Annotated in this window: 14 protein-coding genes; 1 reads left to right on the top strand and 13 read right to left on the bottom strand. The window is 46.6% G+C overall.

Annotated features, from left to right (window positions below; all coding sequences use genetic code 11):
* From V4U88_RS20600 to V4U88_RS20555, 10 genes are all read right to left on the bottom strand, one after another.
* On the bottom strand, window positions 1-1,025 hold a 1,025-nt coding region (locus V4U88_RS20600; protein ID WP_334074676.1), incomplete at its 3' end, for an IS1182 family transposase.
* Between the two features lie 456 nt (window positions 1,026-1,481).
* Window positions 1,482-2,309 carry a carbohydrate ABC transporter permease gene (locus V4U88_RS20595; protein ID WP_334075125.1) on the bottom strand — a complete coding sequence of 276 codons (828 nt, stop codon included), beginning with the start codon at window positions 2,307-2,309 and terminating at the stop codon, window positions 1,482-1,484.
* 39 nt (window positions 2,310-2,348) lie between these two features.
* Window positions 2,349-3,224 (bottom strand): carbohydrate ABC transporter permease, encoded by an 876-nt coding sequence (locus V4U88_RS20590; protein WP_334075124.1) that lies wholly within the window; start codon window positions 3,222-3,224, stop codon window positions 2,349-2,351.
* A gap of 73 nt (window positions 3,225-3,297) precedes the next feature.
* Entirely contained in the window at window positions 3,298-4,629 is a 1,332-nt protein-coding gene (locus V4U88_RS20585; protein ID WP_334075123.1) for an ABC transporter substrate-binding protein, read from the bottom strand.
* A gap of 165 nt (window positions 4,630-4,794) precedes the next feature.
* On the bottom strand, window positions 4,795-5,994 hold the full coding sequence (locus V4U88_RS20580) for a response regulator transcription factor (RefSeq protein ID WP_334075122.1): 1,200 nt from the start codon (window positions 5,992-5,994) through the stop codon (window positions 4,795-4,797).
* Window positions 5,969-7,795 carry a sensor histidine kinase gene (locus tag V4U88_RS20575; protein ID WP_334075121.1) on the bottom strand — a complete coding sequence of 609 codons (1,827 nt, stop codon included), beginning with the start codon at window positions 7,793-7,795 and terminating at the stop codon, window positions 5,969-5,971. Before V4U88_RS20575 ends, V4U88_RS20580 begins: the two co-directional genes overlap by 26 nt.
* Window positions 7,796-8,052: 257 nt before the next feature.
* Entirely contained in the window at window positions 8,053-9,531 is a 1,479-nt protein-coding gene (locus V4U88_RS20570; RefSeq protein WP_334075120.1) for an alpha/beta hydrolase family protein, read from the bottom strand.
* A gap of 266 nt (window positions 9,532-9,797) precedes the next feature.
* Window positions 9,798-10,022, bottom strand: a complete 225-nt coding sequence (locus V4U88_RS20565; protein WP_334075119.1) for a hypothetical protein — start codon at window positions 10,020-10,022, stop codon at window positions 9,798-9,800.
* A 917-nt stretch (window positions 10,023-10,939) separates the two neighbouring features.
* Window positions 10,940-11,455 carry a hypothetical protein gene (locus V4U88_RS20560; protein WP_334075118.1) on the bottom strand — a complete coding sequence of 172 codons (516 nt, stop codon included), beginning with the start codon at window positions 11,453-11,455 and terminating at the stop codon, window positions 10,940-10,942.
* A gap of 22 nt (window positions 11,456-11,477) precedes the next feature.
* On the bottom strand, window positions 11,478-11,771 hold the full coding sequence (locus tag V4U88_RS20555; protein WP_334075117.1) for a DUF6809 family protein: 294 nt from the start codon (window positions 11,769-11,771) through the stop codon (window positions 11,478-11,480).
* A 285-nt stretch (window positions 11,772-12,056) separates the two neighbouring features.
* Here V4U88_RS20555 and V4U88_RS20550 point away from each other — a divergent pair, with 285 nt between their 5' ends.
* Window positions 12,057-12,284: a helix-turn-helix domain-containing protein gene (locus V4U88_RS20550; RefSeq protein ID WP_334075116.1), complete on the top strand. Its 228-nt coding sequence runs from the start codon at window positions 12,057-12,059 to the stop codon at window positions 12,282-12,284.
* A 517-nt stretch (window positions 12,285-12,801) separates the two neighbouring features.
* Here the strand turns inward: V4U88_RS20550 and V4U88_RS20545 are convergent.
* The 3 genes from V4U88_RS20545 to V4U88_RS20535 are packed head-to-tail and all read right to left on the bottom strand — an operon-like array spanning window position 12,802 to window position 17,559.
* Complete coding sequence (locus V4U88_RS20545; RefSeq protein WP_334075115.1) at window positions 12,802-13,287, bottom strand: hypothetical protein; 486 nt, start codon at window positions 13,285-13,287, stop codon at window positions 12,802-12,804.
* A 25-nt stretch (window positions 13,288-13,312) separates the two neighbouring features.
* Window positions 13,313-16,792: a contractile injection system protein, VgrG/Pvc8 family gene (locus V4U88_RS20540; protein WP_334075114.1), complete on the bottom strand. Its 3,480-nt coding sequence runs from the start codon at window positions 16,790-16,792 to the stop codon at window positions 13,313-13,315.
* Window positions 16,793-16,806: 14 nt separating this feature from the next.
* On the bottom strand, window positions 16,807-17,559 hold the full coding sequence (locus tag V4U88_RS20535; RefSeq protein ID WP_334075113.1) for a DUF4280 domain-containing protein: 753 nt from the start codon (window positions 17,557-17,559) through the stop codon (window positions 16,807-16,809).
* Window positions 17,560-17,681: the final 122 nt, after the last annotated feature.

The following is a 17,681-nucleotide window of genomic DNA, read 5'->3' as shown; positions in this document are numbered from 1 at the left end:
TGCTCCAGGTAGTCATAATTCTCTTCACCACCATAGCCCGCATCGGCGATGACGGTGCCCGGGAGCTTTCCTAACTGCGATTTTAACTTTTCAAGATGCGGGATGAGGCAGCGCGTATCGGTCGGGCGCTGGTGTAAACTGTAACCGACAATAAATTGATTTTCGGTGCCGATCTGCACATTGTATCCCGGCTTGAGTTGACCATTTCGCATGTGGTCTTCTTTCATTCGCATAAATGTAGCGTCAGGGTCCGTTTTGCTGTAGCTGTTTCTAGTACCTAAAATTGCTTGTTGTGTTTCGTACTTTTGAAGACGCGGAAGCAAGTCCTTACGGAGGGTGCGCACCGCCTTCTTGAGCGGCTTGTCTTTCGGTTTCTCCCGCAGGCGCTCTTCCAATTGCTTGACTGCTTGCTCCAGCTTCTCACTGGTCATAGTAGAGGACTCACCCAGCTCGAGAAGATCCCGACCTTCGTGAATTCCTTCTTCTTGCTTCTCCGCTTCCTCAATGGCTTCAAATAGGGTCTGGACTTTCTCCTGAAGCTTGGCTTTATGCTTCACCATAGCCTTCCCCCAAACAAAGGTATATCGGTTGGCATTCGCTTCAATCTTAGTGCCGTCTACAAAATAATGCTCCAACTGTATGTAGTTCTCCTCTGCCAGAAACTGAAGAACGGCAGTAAACACAGTCTCCAGTGTGCTTTTCATTCGTTCTGATCGAAATCGGTTGATGGTACGGAAGTCTGGGCGCTGACGACCCGCGATCCACATAAACATGATGTTTTCGCGGACAGCTTTGGCGATCTGGCGAGAGGAATAGATGCGCTGTGTGTAGGCGTAAATGATAACTTTGGTGAGCATTTTAGGATGGTAGCTGTCTCGTCCGCCTCCAGGGTAAGACGGGTCGAAGATAGCGTCGTCGAGACGATTTACGGCGGCGTTAACCACGCGAACGAGATGATTTTCGGGGATATCCTCTTCTAAATCCATTGGTAAACAGAGTTGATCCATGGTATATTGAATGTACAAAAGAAACCTCTCCTTTTGGGTAATGGTTGGTGGTACTTCCATTTTACCAAAGAGTGGTTTCTTTTTGTTTGACAAACTAAAAGAGGTTGCCCCTCAGTCATCTATGATGACTTTTGGGACAGCCTCTTTCTTTGCATGCAAGCCCATGCCGGGGCTGCTCCGCCGTCAAATTAACGGGATTTCCTCCCGTTAATTTGAAGATAATCACGCTGTTCGCCACATTAGCTGGAATTCCTCCAGCTAATTCCGCCCCTTCGGCTCGAAACCGTCCCCCGCCCGCAAAATAACTGGAGTTTTTCCCGTTATTCGCGTGCCGCGGCCGTCCCCGCGCCTGATTAAAGGGATTTTTTCCGGTTAATGTGACGATCGATCTTTTGCCGGTGTACAAAGAACCCTCCACGGCAGCTTTCGCGGAGGGTTCTTTTAGGCGTGTAACTTTGCTCCAATTTCAGGGCTTTACCCTTTTACGGCCGAACCTACTGTCATCGCGTTCTCAACCTGTTCGCTGAAGAACAGATAGATAATCACGAGCGGCAAGCTGGCGATCGTCATGACCGCCCCCATCCCACCCCAGTCGGTGCTGTATTGTCCTTGGAAGAACAACAGACCGAGCGGCAGCGTTTTCATCGTTTCGTCCGAGATCAGAATGTAGGCAAGCATAAATTCGTTCCAGTTGTTCAAGAATTGAAAAATAGCGACCGTAGCGATGGCCGGAGTCACGATTGGCACGATTATCTGAAGAAACATCCGGTAGATGTTGGCCCCGTCCATACAAGCCGATTCTTCCAGTTCGCCGGGGATGCCCTTCATAAACCCGTAGAAAACCAGACAAGAGAAGGGAAGTCCGATCGCGACGTAAGGAACGATCAACGCCCCGTACGTATTGGTCAAATGAAAATCACGAACCAGGATCGCCAGCGGAATCATGATCACCTGAAGGGGCATAAACATCCCCACGGTCATATACAAACGGACGCTTTCCCGGAATTTCCAGCGCATGCGGGCGATCGCAAACGAGAACATCAGCGATAACCCCAGGATCAATAGCGTTGAAATGGAGGAAACGACCAGACTGTTCAGAAAATATTTAGGGATATTGAATTGGGACCATGCCGCAATATAGTTTTCAATACGAAAATGCGTCGGCAAGCCGAACGGATTCGTCACGAAAATTTCCTCGTTGTTTTTAAGCGAATAAGAGATCATCCACACTAAGGGATAGACGGATATGACAAAATAGATCCATAATGGCAGCTGCAGCAATACCGTTTTGATTTGCTTCATCCTTTAAGCACTCCTTCTTACCGAACGACCGGCCTTAGCTTACGCTTCATTCCGGTCAAACGTCTTATTAATTACGATCGTCGCAAGCAGCGATAAACTCACCAGTACGACGGATACGGCGCAAGCATAACCATAGTTGCTTTCGAGGAAAGCGTATCTGTAAATCATGAAGGTCAGCGTATAGTTGCTTGTGCCGGGGCCGCCATTGGTCATTATCAGCATCTGGACGAAGGCCCCGATTCCCGATGTAATCGCCACGATGAAACAGAACTTGTAGGTTTCCTTCATTAAAGGGAGCGTCACCTTGAGATGGGCCATCCATTTGGAACAGCCGTCAATGGTGGCCGCCTCCATGTACTGCTCGGGAATCGATTTGACGCCGGCATACAGCAAGCTGAACTGGTACCCCATAAACTGCCAGGCATTGACGAAAGCGATGGCGACAATGGAGGCGGTTGGGGACGTCAGCCAATTTTGCTGGTAGGGAATGTGAAGCAGGTCGAACAACCGGTTGATTAACCCGTTCGTCGGGTCATACATGGCGATCCAAAGCTGACAGACCACCGTAACGGAAAGGACAACGGGGATGAAGTAAGCGGTTTTGAGCAATTTTCGGGCTTTGATTCGCGGATCCGCACAGGCGAGCGCCAAAATCGTTCCCAGCCCGATCTGAAATATGACGAGCACGACGGCGAAAATAAGACCGTTGCGCAAAGACGTGATCAAAAGCGGATCATGAAACAAATCCAGATAGTTGGAAATGCCGTTCCAAGTAGCCGCGCTAAGACCGTCCCAATTAAAAAAACTGCGGTAAAACGTTTGAAGCACCGGATAAATGATCACGACACTGTATATAATCAGCGCCGGGAGCAAGAACAAGATGATGGCTTTTTTATTGCTCAGGTATCTGTGCATAGGTTTAAATCCACTCCTTTGGGTGAAAGGATACCGACCTCCGGAAGGTCGGTATCTTTCGACTGTAACTCTTCTATTTGTTTTCTCTTGCCATGACGCGATTGATGTTATCGACGAACTGCTGAACCGTGTATCCTTTGACCAGCATGTTCTGCGTACTGTCGTCGATCGCGTTCTTGATTTGCACATTATTAACCGGCGTCATATATTGCGTAGCGTTCGGGAGAACTTCTTCCGCAATGCGCTTCATCATCGGAGGAACTTCCGCCGTCGTCGGCTTGTCTACTTTAATCGCGGTAATCGGGCTTCCCAGTTGGGTATACTTGTACTCGCCGTATTTCTGCGCGAGGAAGCTGGCGACTTTCACCGCGACTTCTTTATGTTTGCTGCTAGGCGAAACCGCAAATCCTCCCGGAGCGCCCGAGCCGTTGATGAAGCCTTTGCCGCTCTCATAAGCGGCCTCATCCTTAGCCGGCCAGTACATCCAGTCCACTTTGTCCCCGAGCTTTTCGGTGCTGCTGTAAATCTCCCACTGCCCGTTCACAAACATCGCCGCTTTGCCGGAGTAGAATTGGGCCGAAGCCTGATCATAGTTCGTATTGGTGGCGTTAGCATCGAACAGGTTGGCCTCCTTCAGCTTGTACAGCTCCTCGGCCGCCCGCACAAAGGGGTCGGGCATGGCGGTAGTGCCCTTGGCCTCCAAGTCCCCGTAACCCGTTGTTCCTTGTTCGCGGGTGACAAGCCCGGCGTAGAACGCCGTGGTAATCCACTTTTCCTTGGCAAAAATCGCCATTGGGGTATACCCCGCTGCCGAGAGCTTCTTGGAAGCCTCGATCATTTGATCGTACGTTTTGATCGGCGTCTGAATCCCTACTTTTTCGAAGATCTCTTTGTTGTAATAAATCAGCTGGAATTCGATGCCGGGGTATGGGAAGGCGTACACATGCCCGTCGGGTGCGATCAGTTTGGATTCGACGCCTTTATTCAGCTTCGCTTTGAATTCGGCCGTTTCCGGATAATCGTCAAGAACCTCCACATTTTGGGCCTTGGCAAAAGTTTGCAGCGTCGCCCAGTCGGTATCGTAAATGTCCGGCATATTCCCGGTGGCTGCATACGTTTTCAATTTTTGATAGCCGTCCTGCACCGCCTCGTCGAGAATGATCTCCACATTCGGCATCTCTTTCTTTAACTCTTCTACCGCGTAATCGAAGGGCTTGGCCGTGTCTTCATCAAAATGCTGGGCGTAAACCTTGAGCTGAATCTTCTCTTCTCCGCCAGCGGCCGAGGTATTCCCGTCTTTTTGCGCCGCGTTGTTTCCGCCTCCCCCGCCACCGCATCCCGCAAGAGAAAGCGCAAGGACCGTAGCCGTCAACATGCTCAGTGCTTTCCGATATTTTTTTGCCATGATAGATCCCCTTTCTTTGTATGAAACGAATCTTTGCATTCACTTCCGCCTTGTGTTGATAGCGTTTTCAGAAGTGGTGCTTTCATTATAAAAAATACCCGCCACAACCGGTTAGGGCTAAAGCGGGCATGATCGGTAATATTCGGGACAAGTGAGCGTCCAGGCTTACCGGCGGGCATTGCGGATCCGGATCTCCCGCTGTTCAAACTCGGAAGGCGGCATGCCGTAGTATTTTTTGAAGCTCTTGCCAAAGTAACTCGGATCGGTGTATCCCACCTTTTCCGCAATATCCGCCAGCTTTACGTTCCCTTCGGCCAATAACTCCTTGGCGCGTCTCATGCGGGTATACGTAATGTAGTCAAGCACGGAGATATCGCCTTCCTTGCGAAATACTTTTCGCAAGTAGCTGGCATCCACAAACATCCCCCCCGCCACCTGATCAACCGTCAATTCGGGATCGGAATAATGCTGATGGATGTACCGCTTCGCGGCGAGGTATAGATTATAGGACTTGGAAGGACGACGATCTTCCTTGTATTCGATTACTTTTTGATACAAACCGATCAACCATTCCTCGACTTCCTCCCAGGAGGTCATTTGCCGTAAATAATCCTCCGCCGAAGCGGCCGGTTTCCATAAGGACTCGGGGTTCATCCCCGTCTTGCTCGCATAGGACAGGCATAAGGAAACATAGCCCATCAGCACGGTAAAAGCGAAACGGCCCCCTGTCCGATGCGGGCGGAATAGCGCCACGGTACGCCGGATTTCAACCCGCGCCGCTTCCGGATCGCGCATTTTCAATGCCGAGAGTAACAGCTCGTGCGCCCCGGGATGAAGTTCATACGAAACCGCGTCCTTATGGCGGTCGTGAGGGTGAGACGGCTCCGCGAACAAACCGGATCTGTCCGGTTTCCCCTCAGACGCATCCGCTTCGTCCCGGAGAAGGGGGCTTCCGGTAGCTTGGCGGAAAAAGGCCTCCTCTTTTTTACCAAGCTCCAGTTTATTCTTCACTTTGGTCAGCACTGCGGCAAATTCCCGCTGATCAAAGGGCTTGAGCAGGTAATCAAATACGCCCAACCGAAGTGCCATTTGGGCGTATTCGAATTCATTATGCCCGGTGACAAAGACAACTATAATCCCGGGCAGGTTCGTATTCAGCTTCTCGGTCAGTTCAATCCCGTTGAGATAGGGCATGCTGATATCCACCAGCGCCAGATCAGGCCGCCAACGTTTCGCTTCCTCCAGCGCTTCCGCGCCGTTGGCCGCCTCGCCGCATATGGTGAAGCCGTGGCTGCTCCAGTCCAGCTTCGTGCGCATATAGTAACGGAAGAGCGGTTCATCATCGACGATAAGTACTTTGTACATTGTTGTCATCTCCCTCCTTGCCGGGTACTTTCATCTCAATGGCGGTGCCTTCTCCCGGGCGGCTTAGAACCTTAAGACCGTAAGCTTCTCCGAAATAAAGCTTGATTCGCTCATGAACGCTGTAGAGCCCGATCGATTTCCGCCTGCCCATTCCGGATATAGCCGCTTCAACACGCTCAAGCTGTTCTTCGGACATCCCTACACCGTTGTCTTCCACCGTAATCGTCACGCTTTTTCCGGTCTTTTCCGCCCGGATCGAAATAAGCCCCTGCTCCCCTTTGGTTTTCAACCCATGGTAGATCGCGTTCTCGACCAAAGGTTGCAGCGATAATTTCGGGACCGTCACCGCTTCCAGTTCTTCCGGAATCTCGATCATGTAACGCAGCACGTCCGGGTTGCGGACCTGCATAATATTCAAATAATCACGTACATTGCTGACTTCCGCACCCAAAGGGATGATCTCGCTTCCTTTACTGAGAACCGCGCGATAAAAATCCGCAAGCGCTTTGGTGGTGTCCCTCGCTTCCTCGTTCATCCCCAAGTCATTGAGTACATAGATCGTATCGAGCGTATTGTACAAAAAATGAGGTTTGATCTGCGCGTGCATCAACGCCAACTCATAGGCTCTCTTGCGGGCCTGGTCCTCGGTCACGGTGCGGAGCAGCTCCCTGATCTGCCCGACCATCGAGTTAAACACCGAGGAGATCAGCCCGACTTCATCCTCCGTCGCCACGGTGGACGTTGCATCCAGATCTCCGTCTTTAACCCTTCGCATCGCTTTCGTCACTTGCAGCAGCGGACCTACGATAATTTGCGCCAGCTTCCGGGTCAGCAGCAGGGCGAGCAGCAGCCCCAGGAACCCGACCGTAAAAGTAAGAAAAAAATTGCGATAGATGATGCCGTTAAGTTCTTCCAACGAAACAATACTTACCAGTTTCCAGTCCAGCTTGTCATAAGGCGTGAGGGTGGTGAGCTTCTCCTGTTTTCCCCGGCCGACGATTTCGGAAATATTTCCCTCCTGCTCCAGCAGCCTTGGAGAAGACAAGGCGGAAAACGGAGTTAACAGCCGATCCGAAACAGGGGTGGACACGATTTGCCCCCGGCTGTCCACGATGTAATACTCCTTGGAAGAGAAGTTCTCGGGCGTCACTTGCAAAAAGGAGGCAAAGGTCGTTTCTTTGACATTCACAAACAGCGTTCCCAGCGTCTTCCCCGTGTCCAGATCAAACACCATTTTTCCCAGGGTGAGTACAGGAATATCAGGATTCGTCACCATAAAGTTTCTCCGCTCCATCGGAAGCCAGCGATTGACTCCGTAGCTGCCCTGGGATTGCACCATTTCGGGCAAAGGGCTGTTCAGCACCTCCCGATCCCGTTCCCCCTTTTGGGGATAAGAGGAGAAAATTCTCCCCGAGGTATCCAGAAATACGGCGGAATCTACATCGGGAAACATCAATAAGTCGATGGAGAGCCGGCTCTCCATTAAATTTTGGAACCTCTTCTCGTCCACATCCGTATCTCTGGCCGAGTATTCATTAAATAGTTGATGGATGTCCGTCGTCATGATATTGGTTAAGCTCTCCGTATTTTGAATGATGCTGTCCAACTGCGAAAGGATGAGCCGCGATTCGTCCCGGATATTGTTCTTTTCTTTCTCCACCACGGTATCGCCGAACATTTTACTCGAAATCAAGCCGAGCGCGATAAGCGGTATAAGGCTAAGCGGCAGGAAAGTGAATATGATCTTACTGTGAATATGAAGTCGTCCGAACCATCGCTTGAAATTTCGGGTGATCCGCATCCCCGACCGCCTCCTTTCGCCGCAGCCATTTATCGCCGGGCTCTTACTCTTAAAATCAGATGGAGCGTTTTCATATAAAGTTTGTCAAATCCGCTCGCCCTCTATCCCGATTCCTTACCGTTGATCATAGATGTAAACGCTGCCTTCTGACAAGCCATAATTGCAAAATCCACGATTTTACAGCGGCCATCCGGGGGAGGACAAATGAAAAAAAACCACCCGTTCTAGGGTGGCTTAGTGCTTGGGAGCCGTTTCCCTTACGGCTCAAGCTTTAGATCGAACTTTACCTCGGGATAAGCGGAACTAGGCCCATTCACCAGCTTCGGCTGGCTGCCTTTCAAATAAGTATCGAAAAAATCCAGCACATAGGCATTTACGATCTCCGCACCGCGAGCTCCATCAAGTTCTCCGGTCAATCCGGTCAACTTCACTAAAGGAGAATAGAACTGCAAGTCCGTAAAATTGTAATGATCGGTCCGCTCCACATACAACGCCTTCCCGTGATGTTTCGCGGCGGCTTCCATTAAAGCGAGCTCGTTGGAGACGATGCGCCGCCCCAGCTCGCTTTGGATTTTCCCCTTTCTAAGCTCATCGGCCTTTGCTTTGAAATCCGCCGACTCCAGAAACAAAAACGGCTTCTTCATCACGGTCTTCCCGTCATACTTATCGAACTGGGTACCATCCATATTGATCCCGGCCTTGAGCCGATCCTCGGTCAAAACGGCATGGAACGCAGTAGCGCCGCCGAACGAATGTCCCATCATCCCGATATTTTGCAGATCCAGCCTTCCCCGGAAGGGATTCTTCTCTTGCCCGGCGTTCATCGCTTCCAGCCAATCGATGACTTCCGAAACATCGCCCGCCCAAACTTTCCCCATGCGCGGCGCCGCTGTGAAGAAGTCTTCGTCCTCATTCGGTTCGCTGATAAGTCCGGTTATTTTCCCGTCCGGAAAAATGGTCGCCGTCGTGTTATACGTATGATCGATTGTAATAACCACGTAACCATGGCTGGCCAAATGTTCGGCTTGCGAGACATGCAGCATCCGGCTTGTCCCCATGCCGTGGCTCAGGAGGACCACCGGATAAGGCGCGCTTGACGGCAGCACGTCCGCATTTTCAAAGCTGTTGCCGCGGAAGTTTTTCCAATAGTCCAGCGCAAACGGAGGAAGCCGAAAGGTTTGGGCGAAGGCCCGGGTAAAAGGCTCGGCCATTTCGGATTGGCCCGCAACCGGAACTACAGTTGCTTTGCTCAGTCCTTCGGTGTTGTCGGCCGGATACCACAATTGGACCATCAGTTCCCGGGTATCCTGCGGGTCCTCCGTGAACGGCTCTGCGCGGCCCGTCCCGGAAATCCGCACGGTTTGCGTTCCGACCGCAAAAGGCCCGCCCGGCTCAGGCAACTGAACGACCGGCAGCAGAAGGGCCAGCGCCGCGGAAACGGCGAGTCCGGTTGCCATTAGCAGAAGGAGCAGCGCCTTCCCGGTTTTTCGCCGCCAGCTTCGGGCTGGACTTACCTTTGGCCTTTTTAGGGCGCACCAAAGGACCAGCCCTCCGATCACGACGCAGGCCGGCAGCAGCTGCCAGCGGTAATCCCCGGCCAGCAGATAGCCGACCACGGCCCCCGAGCCAAGCAGCGCCGCGATAACTCCTCCGGTTCTGCCCAGCTTGCGGCCCGACACTACATAAATCCATAGAATTATTGCCGCCAAAAGCAAAATGAGTTCACTAGCTTTCATTTCATCCATGTTCTCCCTTCCAAATCAAACAAACCGGCTTATGCTAACAGCATAAACCGGCCAGTTTAAAACCCGGGGAGTACGTGGTTAAAAAGGGATTAAATTTGATTCTATTACGGGAAAGAGGTGCGGTAGACGGGGTCCGGCAAAACTATTTTGTCAGAATGCAAAAAGAAAATCCCCGCACAAACGACGGGGGATAGGTTAGCCAAACAACGGCAAGTATTTTACGGTAATAATCTATATGATCGTCGGATAGCCGCCAATCATACTGATCTAGTTGCTAAGACTTGATTACGATGAACGACATCGTTGTGCTTCGATTTAGCAAGGAAATGTGCGAGGCTTAGCTCGACTTGTTCCTGTGACATTGGGTCTTTGACATACTTGACGAAGATTCTGATAAGCTCGTCCATATCATCGGAACAATGTCCGAGCACGTTTTCCCGCCGCATCAGGGTTAAGCCTGTATCTAAAGGTAGTCGTTTCATTGATGCCCCCTCCCTTCTGTAGTAGTAAGGGCGTTTAGCTCTTGCTGTACGCTCCATTTCCTCAACAAGAGATACTGCCGTTGTGCTTCCTGTTCATCATAGCCATTCTGTACCATGACATTCAAAATGGTCGGGGGATGGAATCAGTGTAGCCATACAAGCAGCTACGAAACCTTTCCCATGAGATGTCATAGAGGACAACGAACGCCCGATGTGTTAGCCCCAGCTTCTGAATGCATTCTTTAACGGGATGATTCATGAATGATTTCTCCTTCAAGTTGTCTTCCCTTATAGGTTAGACACTCTCCAAGCAGGAATCACACCAGACATACAGAAACATAGGACAACTCTTCTTGAATTTGTCAAATCGGATTAACACATCAATAACAAGACAGCCTAGATAATAACGGTAAATCCCGAATGAACTCGATTAGATTATCGCACCCTGTCACACTTTTGGATGATATTCTGATTCGGTTCAATCTCAGCAGAGGCATGAATAGCCGAATTTGCTTGGCTTCATTATCTCCCACCCGCTAAATTGTCGGTGCATGGTGCGCTAGCTGGTGGCAGGCGGCAAATGAAAAAACGTCAATCATGGTAGTATCTGACCATAATGAACCTGTTTAATGTAACGCTATTGCATTATTTAGGGTATAAAATTAAATCTTTGATGTGCGTACAACCCATATTGAAGAAATCTTTATACGGGTATTACAAGGGTTATATATGTTATTGATGGAATAATGGGTTCATTCGGCACTGGGTGGGGTATTTTTTTAATAGCCGCCACTTATATAATTGTATTTTTTAGCATATAGCGATGGACAAAAAAGAAACCACAACACGGCGGAGAGCTCGCATTGTGGCGCTGTTGATTGGGTTGAAAGATAGTTATATGAAATATTATACAAAATTCACTTATTCAAAACATCGTTGTCTATCTCATCTAGATAACTATCACTAATATCCTCTGGTTCAAACAAACTAGACTCCGAAGATACAAAACGCGAACAAGCTAATCCCCCAATAATCAACAGTCCTTTATCATATTGTATTCTGCCCCCTCTTTCAAATAGCTTTATTATGGGTAAATATAGCTCCTGAAACTGAACAGCGATCGGCACACCCTCCCCTATCAAATAAGCCCATTCCAAATAATGTCTACACACTTCTCTGACAAAAATACCTTTTACATTTTGGAGTGATTCCGTACATTCATCTAATATATTTTTAGGTAATTGCATATCCATTAATTCCATAGCACTAAATACTATTATTCTCATCGAATCTTTGTGTAAATAATCATAGAATAATGAGCTTCTTCTCAGGTGCTCAGACAATAACACAACATATGACGGTCTCTTAAACTCAATATGCCTCCAATCAATATTTCGAATAATGCATTTAGCTTCTTCAAAGACCTTATTCATCTTTTCCCTCCATATTAGTAAATTACCTCAAACCATTAAGAAGCTCTTCCTTAGCCGCATATATCTCTATCATCATTAATGCTCCAAGCTGAAATCCGTTCGTAAAGGAAGTTGTCGCGTACATCGACTCAGACTGACCACGCAAATCAAGCATCGCTTCAAGCTGGTTAAAATCATCGGCCGACAATTTTCCTTTCCACATCCCCATCGCTTCGGAAACCTTCCTGCTTATTCTACGGTACTCGGGATCGGTCGGAACGATCATTTCTTCAGGTCGAATTTCGCCGTAGTATAACGCTTCTAGGATGCTTTTCATTTTCATCTTCCTTTCGTATTGGATTGCAACGCCTTGAAAGAAAGAGGGTCACATGATAGATTAAGAGTGCAGTCTACCTTTCCAGCAGTTGCTCAGAATGAGTCGGCGACCCGGCGATTTTTTAAAAAAATGCGCCTCTTCACCTTTTGCTCAGAAACATTCATTTTCAAAAAATTACAATGTTCAGTCCTTAATCAGCATTGTATCGTCTTATACAGTGACTATAAGTCACACTTTTGTTTTAAGTATACTGTGACTATAGGTCACTAGTCAAGGAGCTATTTTATGTTTAATCGAGAAATATTTGCGGAGCGTTTTAAGAATTTGCGCCGTTTAAAGTCAATCTCACAGCAAGACATTGCCTCTTCTTTAGGAGTTGACAGAACTATTGTCAGTCATTGGGAAAGAGGGACGCGCGTCCCCAGCTTAGAAATCGCTTGCGCTCTGGCTGATTATCTCGACGTAAGTCTTGATTATCTTGTCGGCCGCTCGGATGACTCTACTTACCGTTAGAGGAAATCTTAATGTATAAGTGAATACCTTAAAGCAAGGTGGTTGGAAAAACAAGGCTTAGATCCGACACCAAAGTCCTCCGGTATCATTAGGATTTATTTCAGTACCCTTGAAACAAAAGATTGAGGACTAGAAATAGATCTTCCATGGTGTAGTTATTTTGGTGGATGACGATTCAGCCGACGGAGGTTATGGACCCTCCCTTTTTGTAAACTTCTATACGACTCCCTGCAATACATTACGGTCTGGACGATAATACGAAAAGCTCATTCCTACTCATGCAAATGGGAATGAGCTTTTGAAAGTTTATCAAGTGTTTGGTTTGTTGATTGTATTGTATGATCTTATTGTTGGAGTTGTAACTCCGATCTACATTTTTGTATGTGTCATATGACTTACGGTTGAATCTTGAGTTTATCCGGCAATAAGTAGCGCATTCCACCAGCCGCCCATGAATGTTTCAACTTCACCAAATAAACCACATTAAGTAAAGATAAATCAAATATTCTTGGGCTTTTTATTCGACGCTCGACAAATCCATCTCAATATATGGAAAGTCAAGAAAACCAAGTAACACTTCTGTCATTGTTTGTTTTTGATACGGATGTAAATTAGTATTAACAATTAACACATCGCCCTCCTTCCTAAATAACTGCCTTGATCCGTTTTCTTCAAAAACCATATCTCCTTGAATTTTTTTTATAAGTTTTCCAAAAACTTTGAATAAAACTTCTAACCCTTCTACATATGTTTTTGCAATTAACTGTATGCTAATTTCAGTATCTATATTCATTTTGTACTCTTCCCTCAAATATTCAATAGCGTAGATATCATTCGTTTCAATACTCATGGAAAAATATTTACAGCTAACATAACAATGATCATCATAATTATCATCACTCACTTTCACTTGTTCTCCTACAACATCACTTACTATTTCTGAGAACAAATACTTCAAAGTTGTTTGATTTAAATGTGAAACTAAGTACAACTCATATTCCATTTTCTTCACTACCTTTTTTTAAATGTTATTCGACACTTTGAAAGTTAAATTTCGTAATTTTGTTATCTTTAACTATCAATAATTCTTTTAGATGTTTTAAGTCACCTTGAGGAGTAGCTTTTTTAGTGATTTCTCGTATGACTTGCTCTACTTTTTCACCAGAAGATTCATCAAGATTAATAACAATTCTTTTAGCTTGTTCTTTGTTCTTTTTATAAATCATTTTTACAATTTTTGTGACATTAGTATCAGGCTCGGGAGAATAACAATCATACACCTTATTTTCAACCAAAAAATCCGGATTTTTCATTTCTTGCACTGCATAACCATTTCCGCCATCCACTTCATCTAACATTTTAACATTGTATCCATGATCTGCTAAAACATCAGCAGTTTCATTTTGTTTCTTAATTCCGCGAATATCAGCACCTTTTGCATTACTTTGTGCATAGTTACCGCTTGGTTTTGATCCTTTTGGTAATGTTGGCTCGGTTATACCGTTGTTTCGTGTTTCATAAAATGCATCCTCTACTGCATTTAAGTATTCTCTTTGAGTGAGCCCTTGCCTTTGTGAAGAAACCTCCCAATACTTTTGATATCTTGATGCGTCAGCCGGATCCATCTCATCAATAAAACTTGATTCTCGCGTCCCCTTAGTCTCTTCCTTTTCTCTTCTCTCCCTACTTTCTTGTTCCCTCTCTCTTCTTTCACGCTCTTTATTTTGCTCTGTTCCATCTGACCCATCTTTCTTATCTTTTGCTTTTTGGGAAGTAGGTTTTGTTTTCTTTGCTTTCTCATCTACTACGGTCGTTTTCGTAGTTGTCAAAGACTCGTTATTTTTCGACGTAGATATTGAATCCAGATCTTTAACGTTTGATGAACCACTACTAACTGTATCTTTACCTGTAGCTATTTCTTTATTTGTACCTATTTCTTTGCCTGTATCTTTACCCGTACCTAGAGCTGCACTTTTGCCTGTGCCCGTCCCCTGAATCTCACGACGCTTTAAATTCTCGGCAAAATCCTTGCCTACATTATCCCATCCTTCTCTTTGCGCCACCTCATCCAGCCACTTTAGCCGAGTGGCATCCGTTGCGGAATCCAACGTCTTCATTGCACCGTGCTTAAGAAGAAGGGATAGATTCACTGCAGTCAGTAATAAACCGAAATTATCGAGATCGGATTGAGTAATTGGGCCTATCCCAGGATCGGTATAGCCATACCCTTTTCCTAAGTCATCCATTTTCTCTAAACTGATATATAGCTGCCCTGCGGATAACAAGAAATCTCCAACCAAGAAAGACCAGGCCAGGATCGATGTGCCGGCTGAAAAAACAGAAGCCGCAACAGCTATAATCCCTATAACGCCACTAAATATCCCGAAGAATACGCCTCCATATTGGCCTGATATGACGATTCGCTCAAAATTAAATCGGGAATAATATATCATTTCCGGGACGTTTTTGCTAAAGTACTCGCCAGGCCTCAGATCTTCTTCTTTCGCAGCATCTCCGCCGAATCCGGACTTTTGTATTTCCTCCAGTACCTTGGCATACTGGCTAGAGGCCTCTTTATATTCCTCATCCGTCTTGGCGTTCTGTATACGATGGGAAGCACTCATGAGCTTGTTGGTTTGTGAATATCTTGTGGTGTAATTACTTTTTATTTTGGCCAGTTCCTCATCGCTTTTCTCTTCAGGTTTCGCCGCATCCGCCGGCTGCCCGCGAGTTAAGTACTTTGTTTTCAGCTCCGTTTCGTCTATTTTTCCGAGATGGGTTTTAGCGTCCTTGATCGCATTCGGATTTCCATACACTCTCGCCTTTATAGCTTCCTTAATCTCTTCTTTACTTACTGTGATGTACTCTTCAGCCTTATTCGCTTTATGATGCTCTATTTGTTTCTCTTTCCATTTTTCATCATATATTTTTGCATGTACATACTTATCGTTATTTAACTCATCGACATACAATTCCTTCAATTCATCTTCCGTCAGCATTTCCACAAACGGGATTTCTACTTTGTTAAAATCTATCCTCTTGCTTCGTATAGCCACGAAGGCATCGGTGATGAGCATAAATTGCTCCTCAAGGATTTGCAGCATAAGCGCACGTTTTGCCGTGAACTTTATGGAGCTCGGTAGAGGGGTCGCCGTATTGCTTTTAGCACTCCCCTCCTGTTCTGTTTCATTCCCCTTCTGACTAATCAGCTCCAGTTTATTAGCTACGGTTATAAGAAGATCCTCACTAGCCTCAACCTGAATATTTCCGCCTTCCAGATCGAGTTTCACCGTATCCTTGTGGAATAATACGCCATCTTCTCCCAGTTCCATCTTAGTATTTCCCGGTATGTGAAACACTTTGGTCGTTGGTTTCTGAAAGACCGTCCTCGATATCATCTCTTCATTGGAGCCCCGTGATGAGTTGATCGCAATCGCCTGCTTCTCGATATCGCTTGGAAAGTAAACCTTGACCTTTGCCCCCTCTTCGGGCAAACTATGAAAGATGTTATTTCCTTCGGGAGAATAGGGAAACCACCAGTTTCCAGATTCATCGTACTCATCATCCATGTCCAGATGGACTTTGACCATGTTATTCGCTCGATTAACGACGGTTCCTTCCAAAGCAAGGCCCTGAATCGCCTGATTCATTTTGGATTTTCGCCGTATCGCTTTTCTTTGTACCAATACATACTCGTATACAATACTTCCTTGGTCATACGTGATCTTCGAGTTATAGATCACCCAAATTTGCCCTTTAAAGCCCACATTCTCCCCAACTTGATAGTGTTGCTTGGACTTTACAAGGTATTGAATGCAATCGACCTCCAGCAATTGTAGAGATTCATTACCGGCAGCTTTTGCTTGATAACTCAAGTAACTCCCCATATCCTGCAACATGGTATAGCTATACGCCTTTATATCTTTTCCCCATGAAAAATCGGGAACACCAAAATAAATCCGTGGCGCATCCATAACCACATCCGGAAGAATGACCGTCCCGACTCGGGATGCCAACCGCTTCATGAACTGCCAATTGGTTTCCTGATACTGGACGAGGAATTCGCCAATTACGGCACCAGGTTCCGTAGCTTCATTTTTCGCGTCACCTTTTGGATGCCCTTGTACTAACTGCTTAATTATATGGGTGTACGTAGTTGCTTTATTTTGAAAGGAACGGCTTTCAGGATGAAGATCAAGCTCATACGAGCGAGATATACCTTCGATTAAAACATAGTAAATTCCGTCCTCGACAACCATCTCCACATGCTGGATTCCTCCGGCAAACCAATTCTCTGTACCGGATTCATTTTTCTTTTGGATGATAATAGAATCTTTAAAACTCCCCTGATATAAGCACTCAAGGGCGTGTTCTTCCGTCATTTTAACGGTAAAATAACATCTGGCATGGTCATTAAATTTATGTACCACCTTTAATTTTCGGATGCTCTGAAACTCATAAGGCCAGAGCAGTTGGACGCCGTCGTCTCGATACCATTCTTCTCCCATGGACCCTCACCGCCCTATCCCTGTTTTAAATTGTGCTCAACAAATTCAAAGGGCGGCATGTCCATCCCATTTGTCAGAAAACCAATTTTCCCTCCATAAGCACAAGTCAAACAGGACTTACTCGTTAACGCCGGCACCCCGTTAATAAACAACGTATCACTCCCGTTTTCCCAGCGCGCTTCAAGCGCATCTGCCATAGAGCTTATAGCTGCTGCTGCAGCTCCTCCACCCGCCGCCATCGCTAGTGCAGCACCACTTTTCATAGGATTGGCGGAACTGGAGACAAGTTTAGGGACACAAGGATAAATCTTGTTATTCTGATCGGGATTTGTCCCCGATACCGGTTGATCCGGTTCAAAATTGTATGAGAATTCCCGATGCATTTCTTTTGGGGTAAACGTAGTTTCGAACACTTTTGATGGGTGAAATTGGCTTTTGCAAAAGCCAAATGAGTGAATGTTCCCATCGATCACCGTCCCTGGTTCCTCATAATAATCGCCAAGATAACTGTCGGCGTCATGGGAAACGCTAGTGGACACTTTACAATCATTCACAGTCATGATCGGATTCTTATTCACGTACACCCCGTTCACTTCGAGTTGATTCAGTACCTCCTCATGAGTGCCCTTCGTACAATACATAAAAGCTCCACGAGTAATGTAAGTTTCTCTTTTACGCCAATCGCTGCTCAATAATTCGTCTATGGCAGCCTTTTTCAACATAGTTCCGTATATTCCGGTATTCTGCATACCTGTTGCTTCACTCATTATTTACATCCCCCTCCGTTGAAATGCGTTGAATTTCCAAACCATATAGACTAGTTCGCATTAATGCTTCGGCTACATCTAGACGAACAATCAGAGATGGCAACATAAGACCCTTCACTTTA

The sequence above is a fragment of the Paenibacillus sp. A14 genome (assembly GCF_036864815.1).
Lineage (GTDB): Bacteria > Bacillota > Bacilli > Paenibacillales > Paenibacillaceae > Fontibacillus > Fontibacillus sanfengchensis.
This window is presented reverse-complemented; position numbering and strand designations above follow the sequence as displayed.

What these genes read in the sequence shown, in the direction of transcription:
- V4U88_RS20595 (WP_334075125.1), bottom strand. Translation starts at nt 2,309, where the DNA reads ATGAAGCAAATCAAAACGGTATTGCTGCAGCTGCCATTATGGATCTAT.
- V4U88_RS20590 (WP_334075124.1), bottom strand. Translation starts at nt 3,224, where the DNA reads ATGCACAGATACCTGAGCAATAAAAAAGCCATCATCTTGTTCTTGCTC.
- V4U88_RS20585 (WP_334075123.1), bottom strand. Translation starts at nt 4,629, where the DNA reads ATGGCAAAAAAATATCGGAAAGCACTGAGCATGTTGACGGCTACGGTC.
- V4U88_RS20580 (WP_334075122.1), bottom strand. Translation starts at nt 5,994, where the DNA reads ATGTACAAAGTACTTATCGTCGATGATGAACCGCTCTTCCGTTACTAT.
- V4U88_RS20575 (WP_334075121.1), bottom strand. Translation starts at nt 7,795, where the DNA reads ATGCGGATCACCCGAAATTTCAAGCGATGGTTCGGACGACTTCATATT.
- V4U88_RS20570 (WP_334075120.1), bottom strand. Translation starts at nt 9,531, where the DNA reads ATGAAAGCTAGTGAACTCATTTTGCTTTTGGCGGCAATAATTCTATGG.
- V4U88_RS20565 (WP_334075119.1), bottom strand. Translation starts at nt 10,022, where the DNA reads ATGAAACGACTACCTTTAGATACAGGCTTAACCCTGATGCGGCGGGAA.
- V4U88_RS20560 (WP_334075118.1), bottom strand. Translation starts at nt 11,455, where the DNA reads ATGAATAAGGTCTTTGAAGAAGCTAAATGCATTATTCGAAATATTGAT.
- V4U88_RS20555 (WP_334075117.1), bottom strand. Translation starts at nt 11,771, where the DNA reads ATGAAAAGCATCCTAGAAGCGTTATACTACGGCGAAATTCGACCTGAA.
- V4U88_RS20550 (WP_334075116.1), top strand. Translation starts at nt 12,057, where the DNA reads ATGTTTAATCGAGAAATATTTGCGGAGCGTTTTAAGAATTTGCGCCGT.
- V4U88_RS20545 (WP_334075115.1), bottom strand. Translation starts at nt 13,287, where the DNA reads ATGGAATATGAGTTGTACTTAGTTTCACATTTAAATCAAACAACTTTG.
- V4U88_RS20540 (WP_334075114.1), bottom strand. Translation starts at nt 16,792, where the DNA reads ATGGGAGAAGAATGGTATCGAGACGACGGCGTCCAACTGCTCTGGCCT.
- V4U88_RS20535 (WP_334075113.1), bottom strand. Translation starts at nt 17,559, where the DNA reads ATGAGTGAAGCAACAGGTATGCAGAATACCGGAATATACGGAACTATG.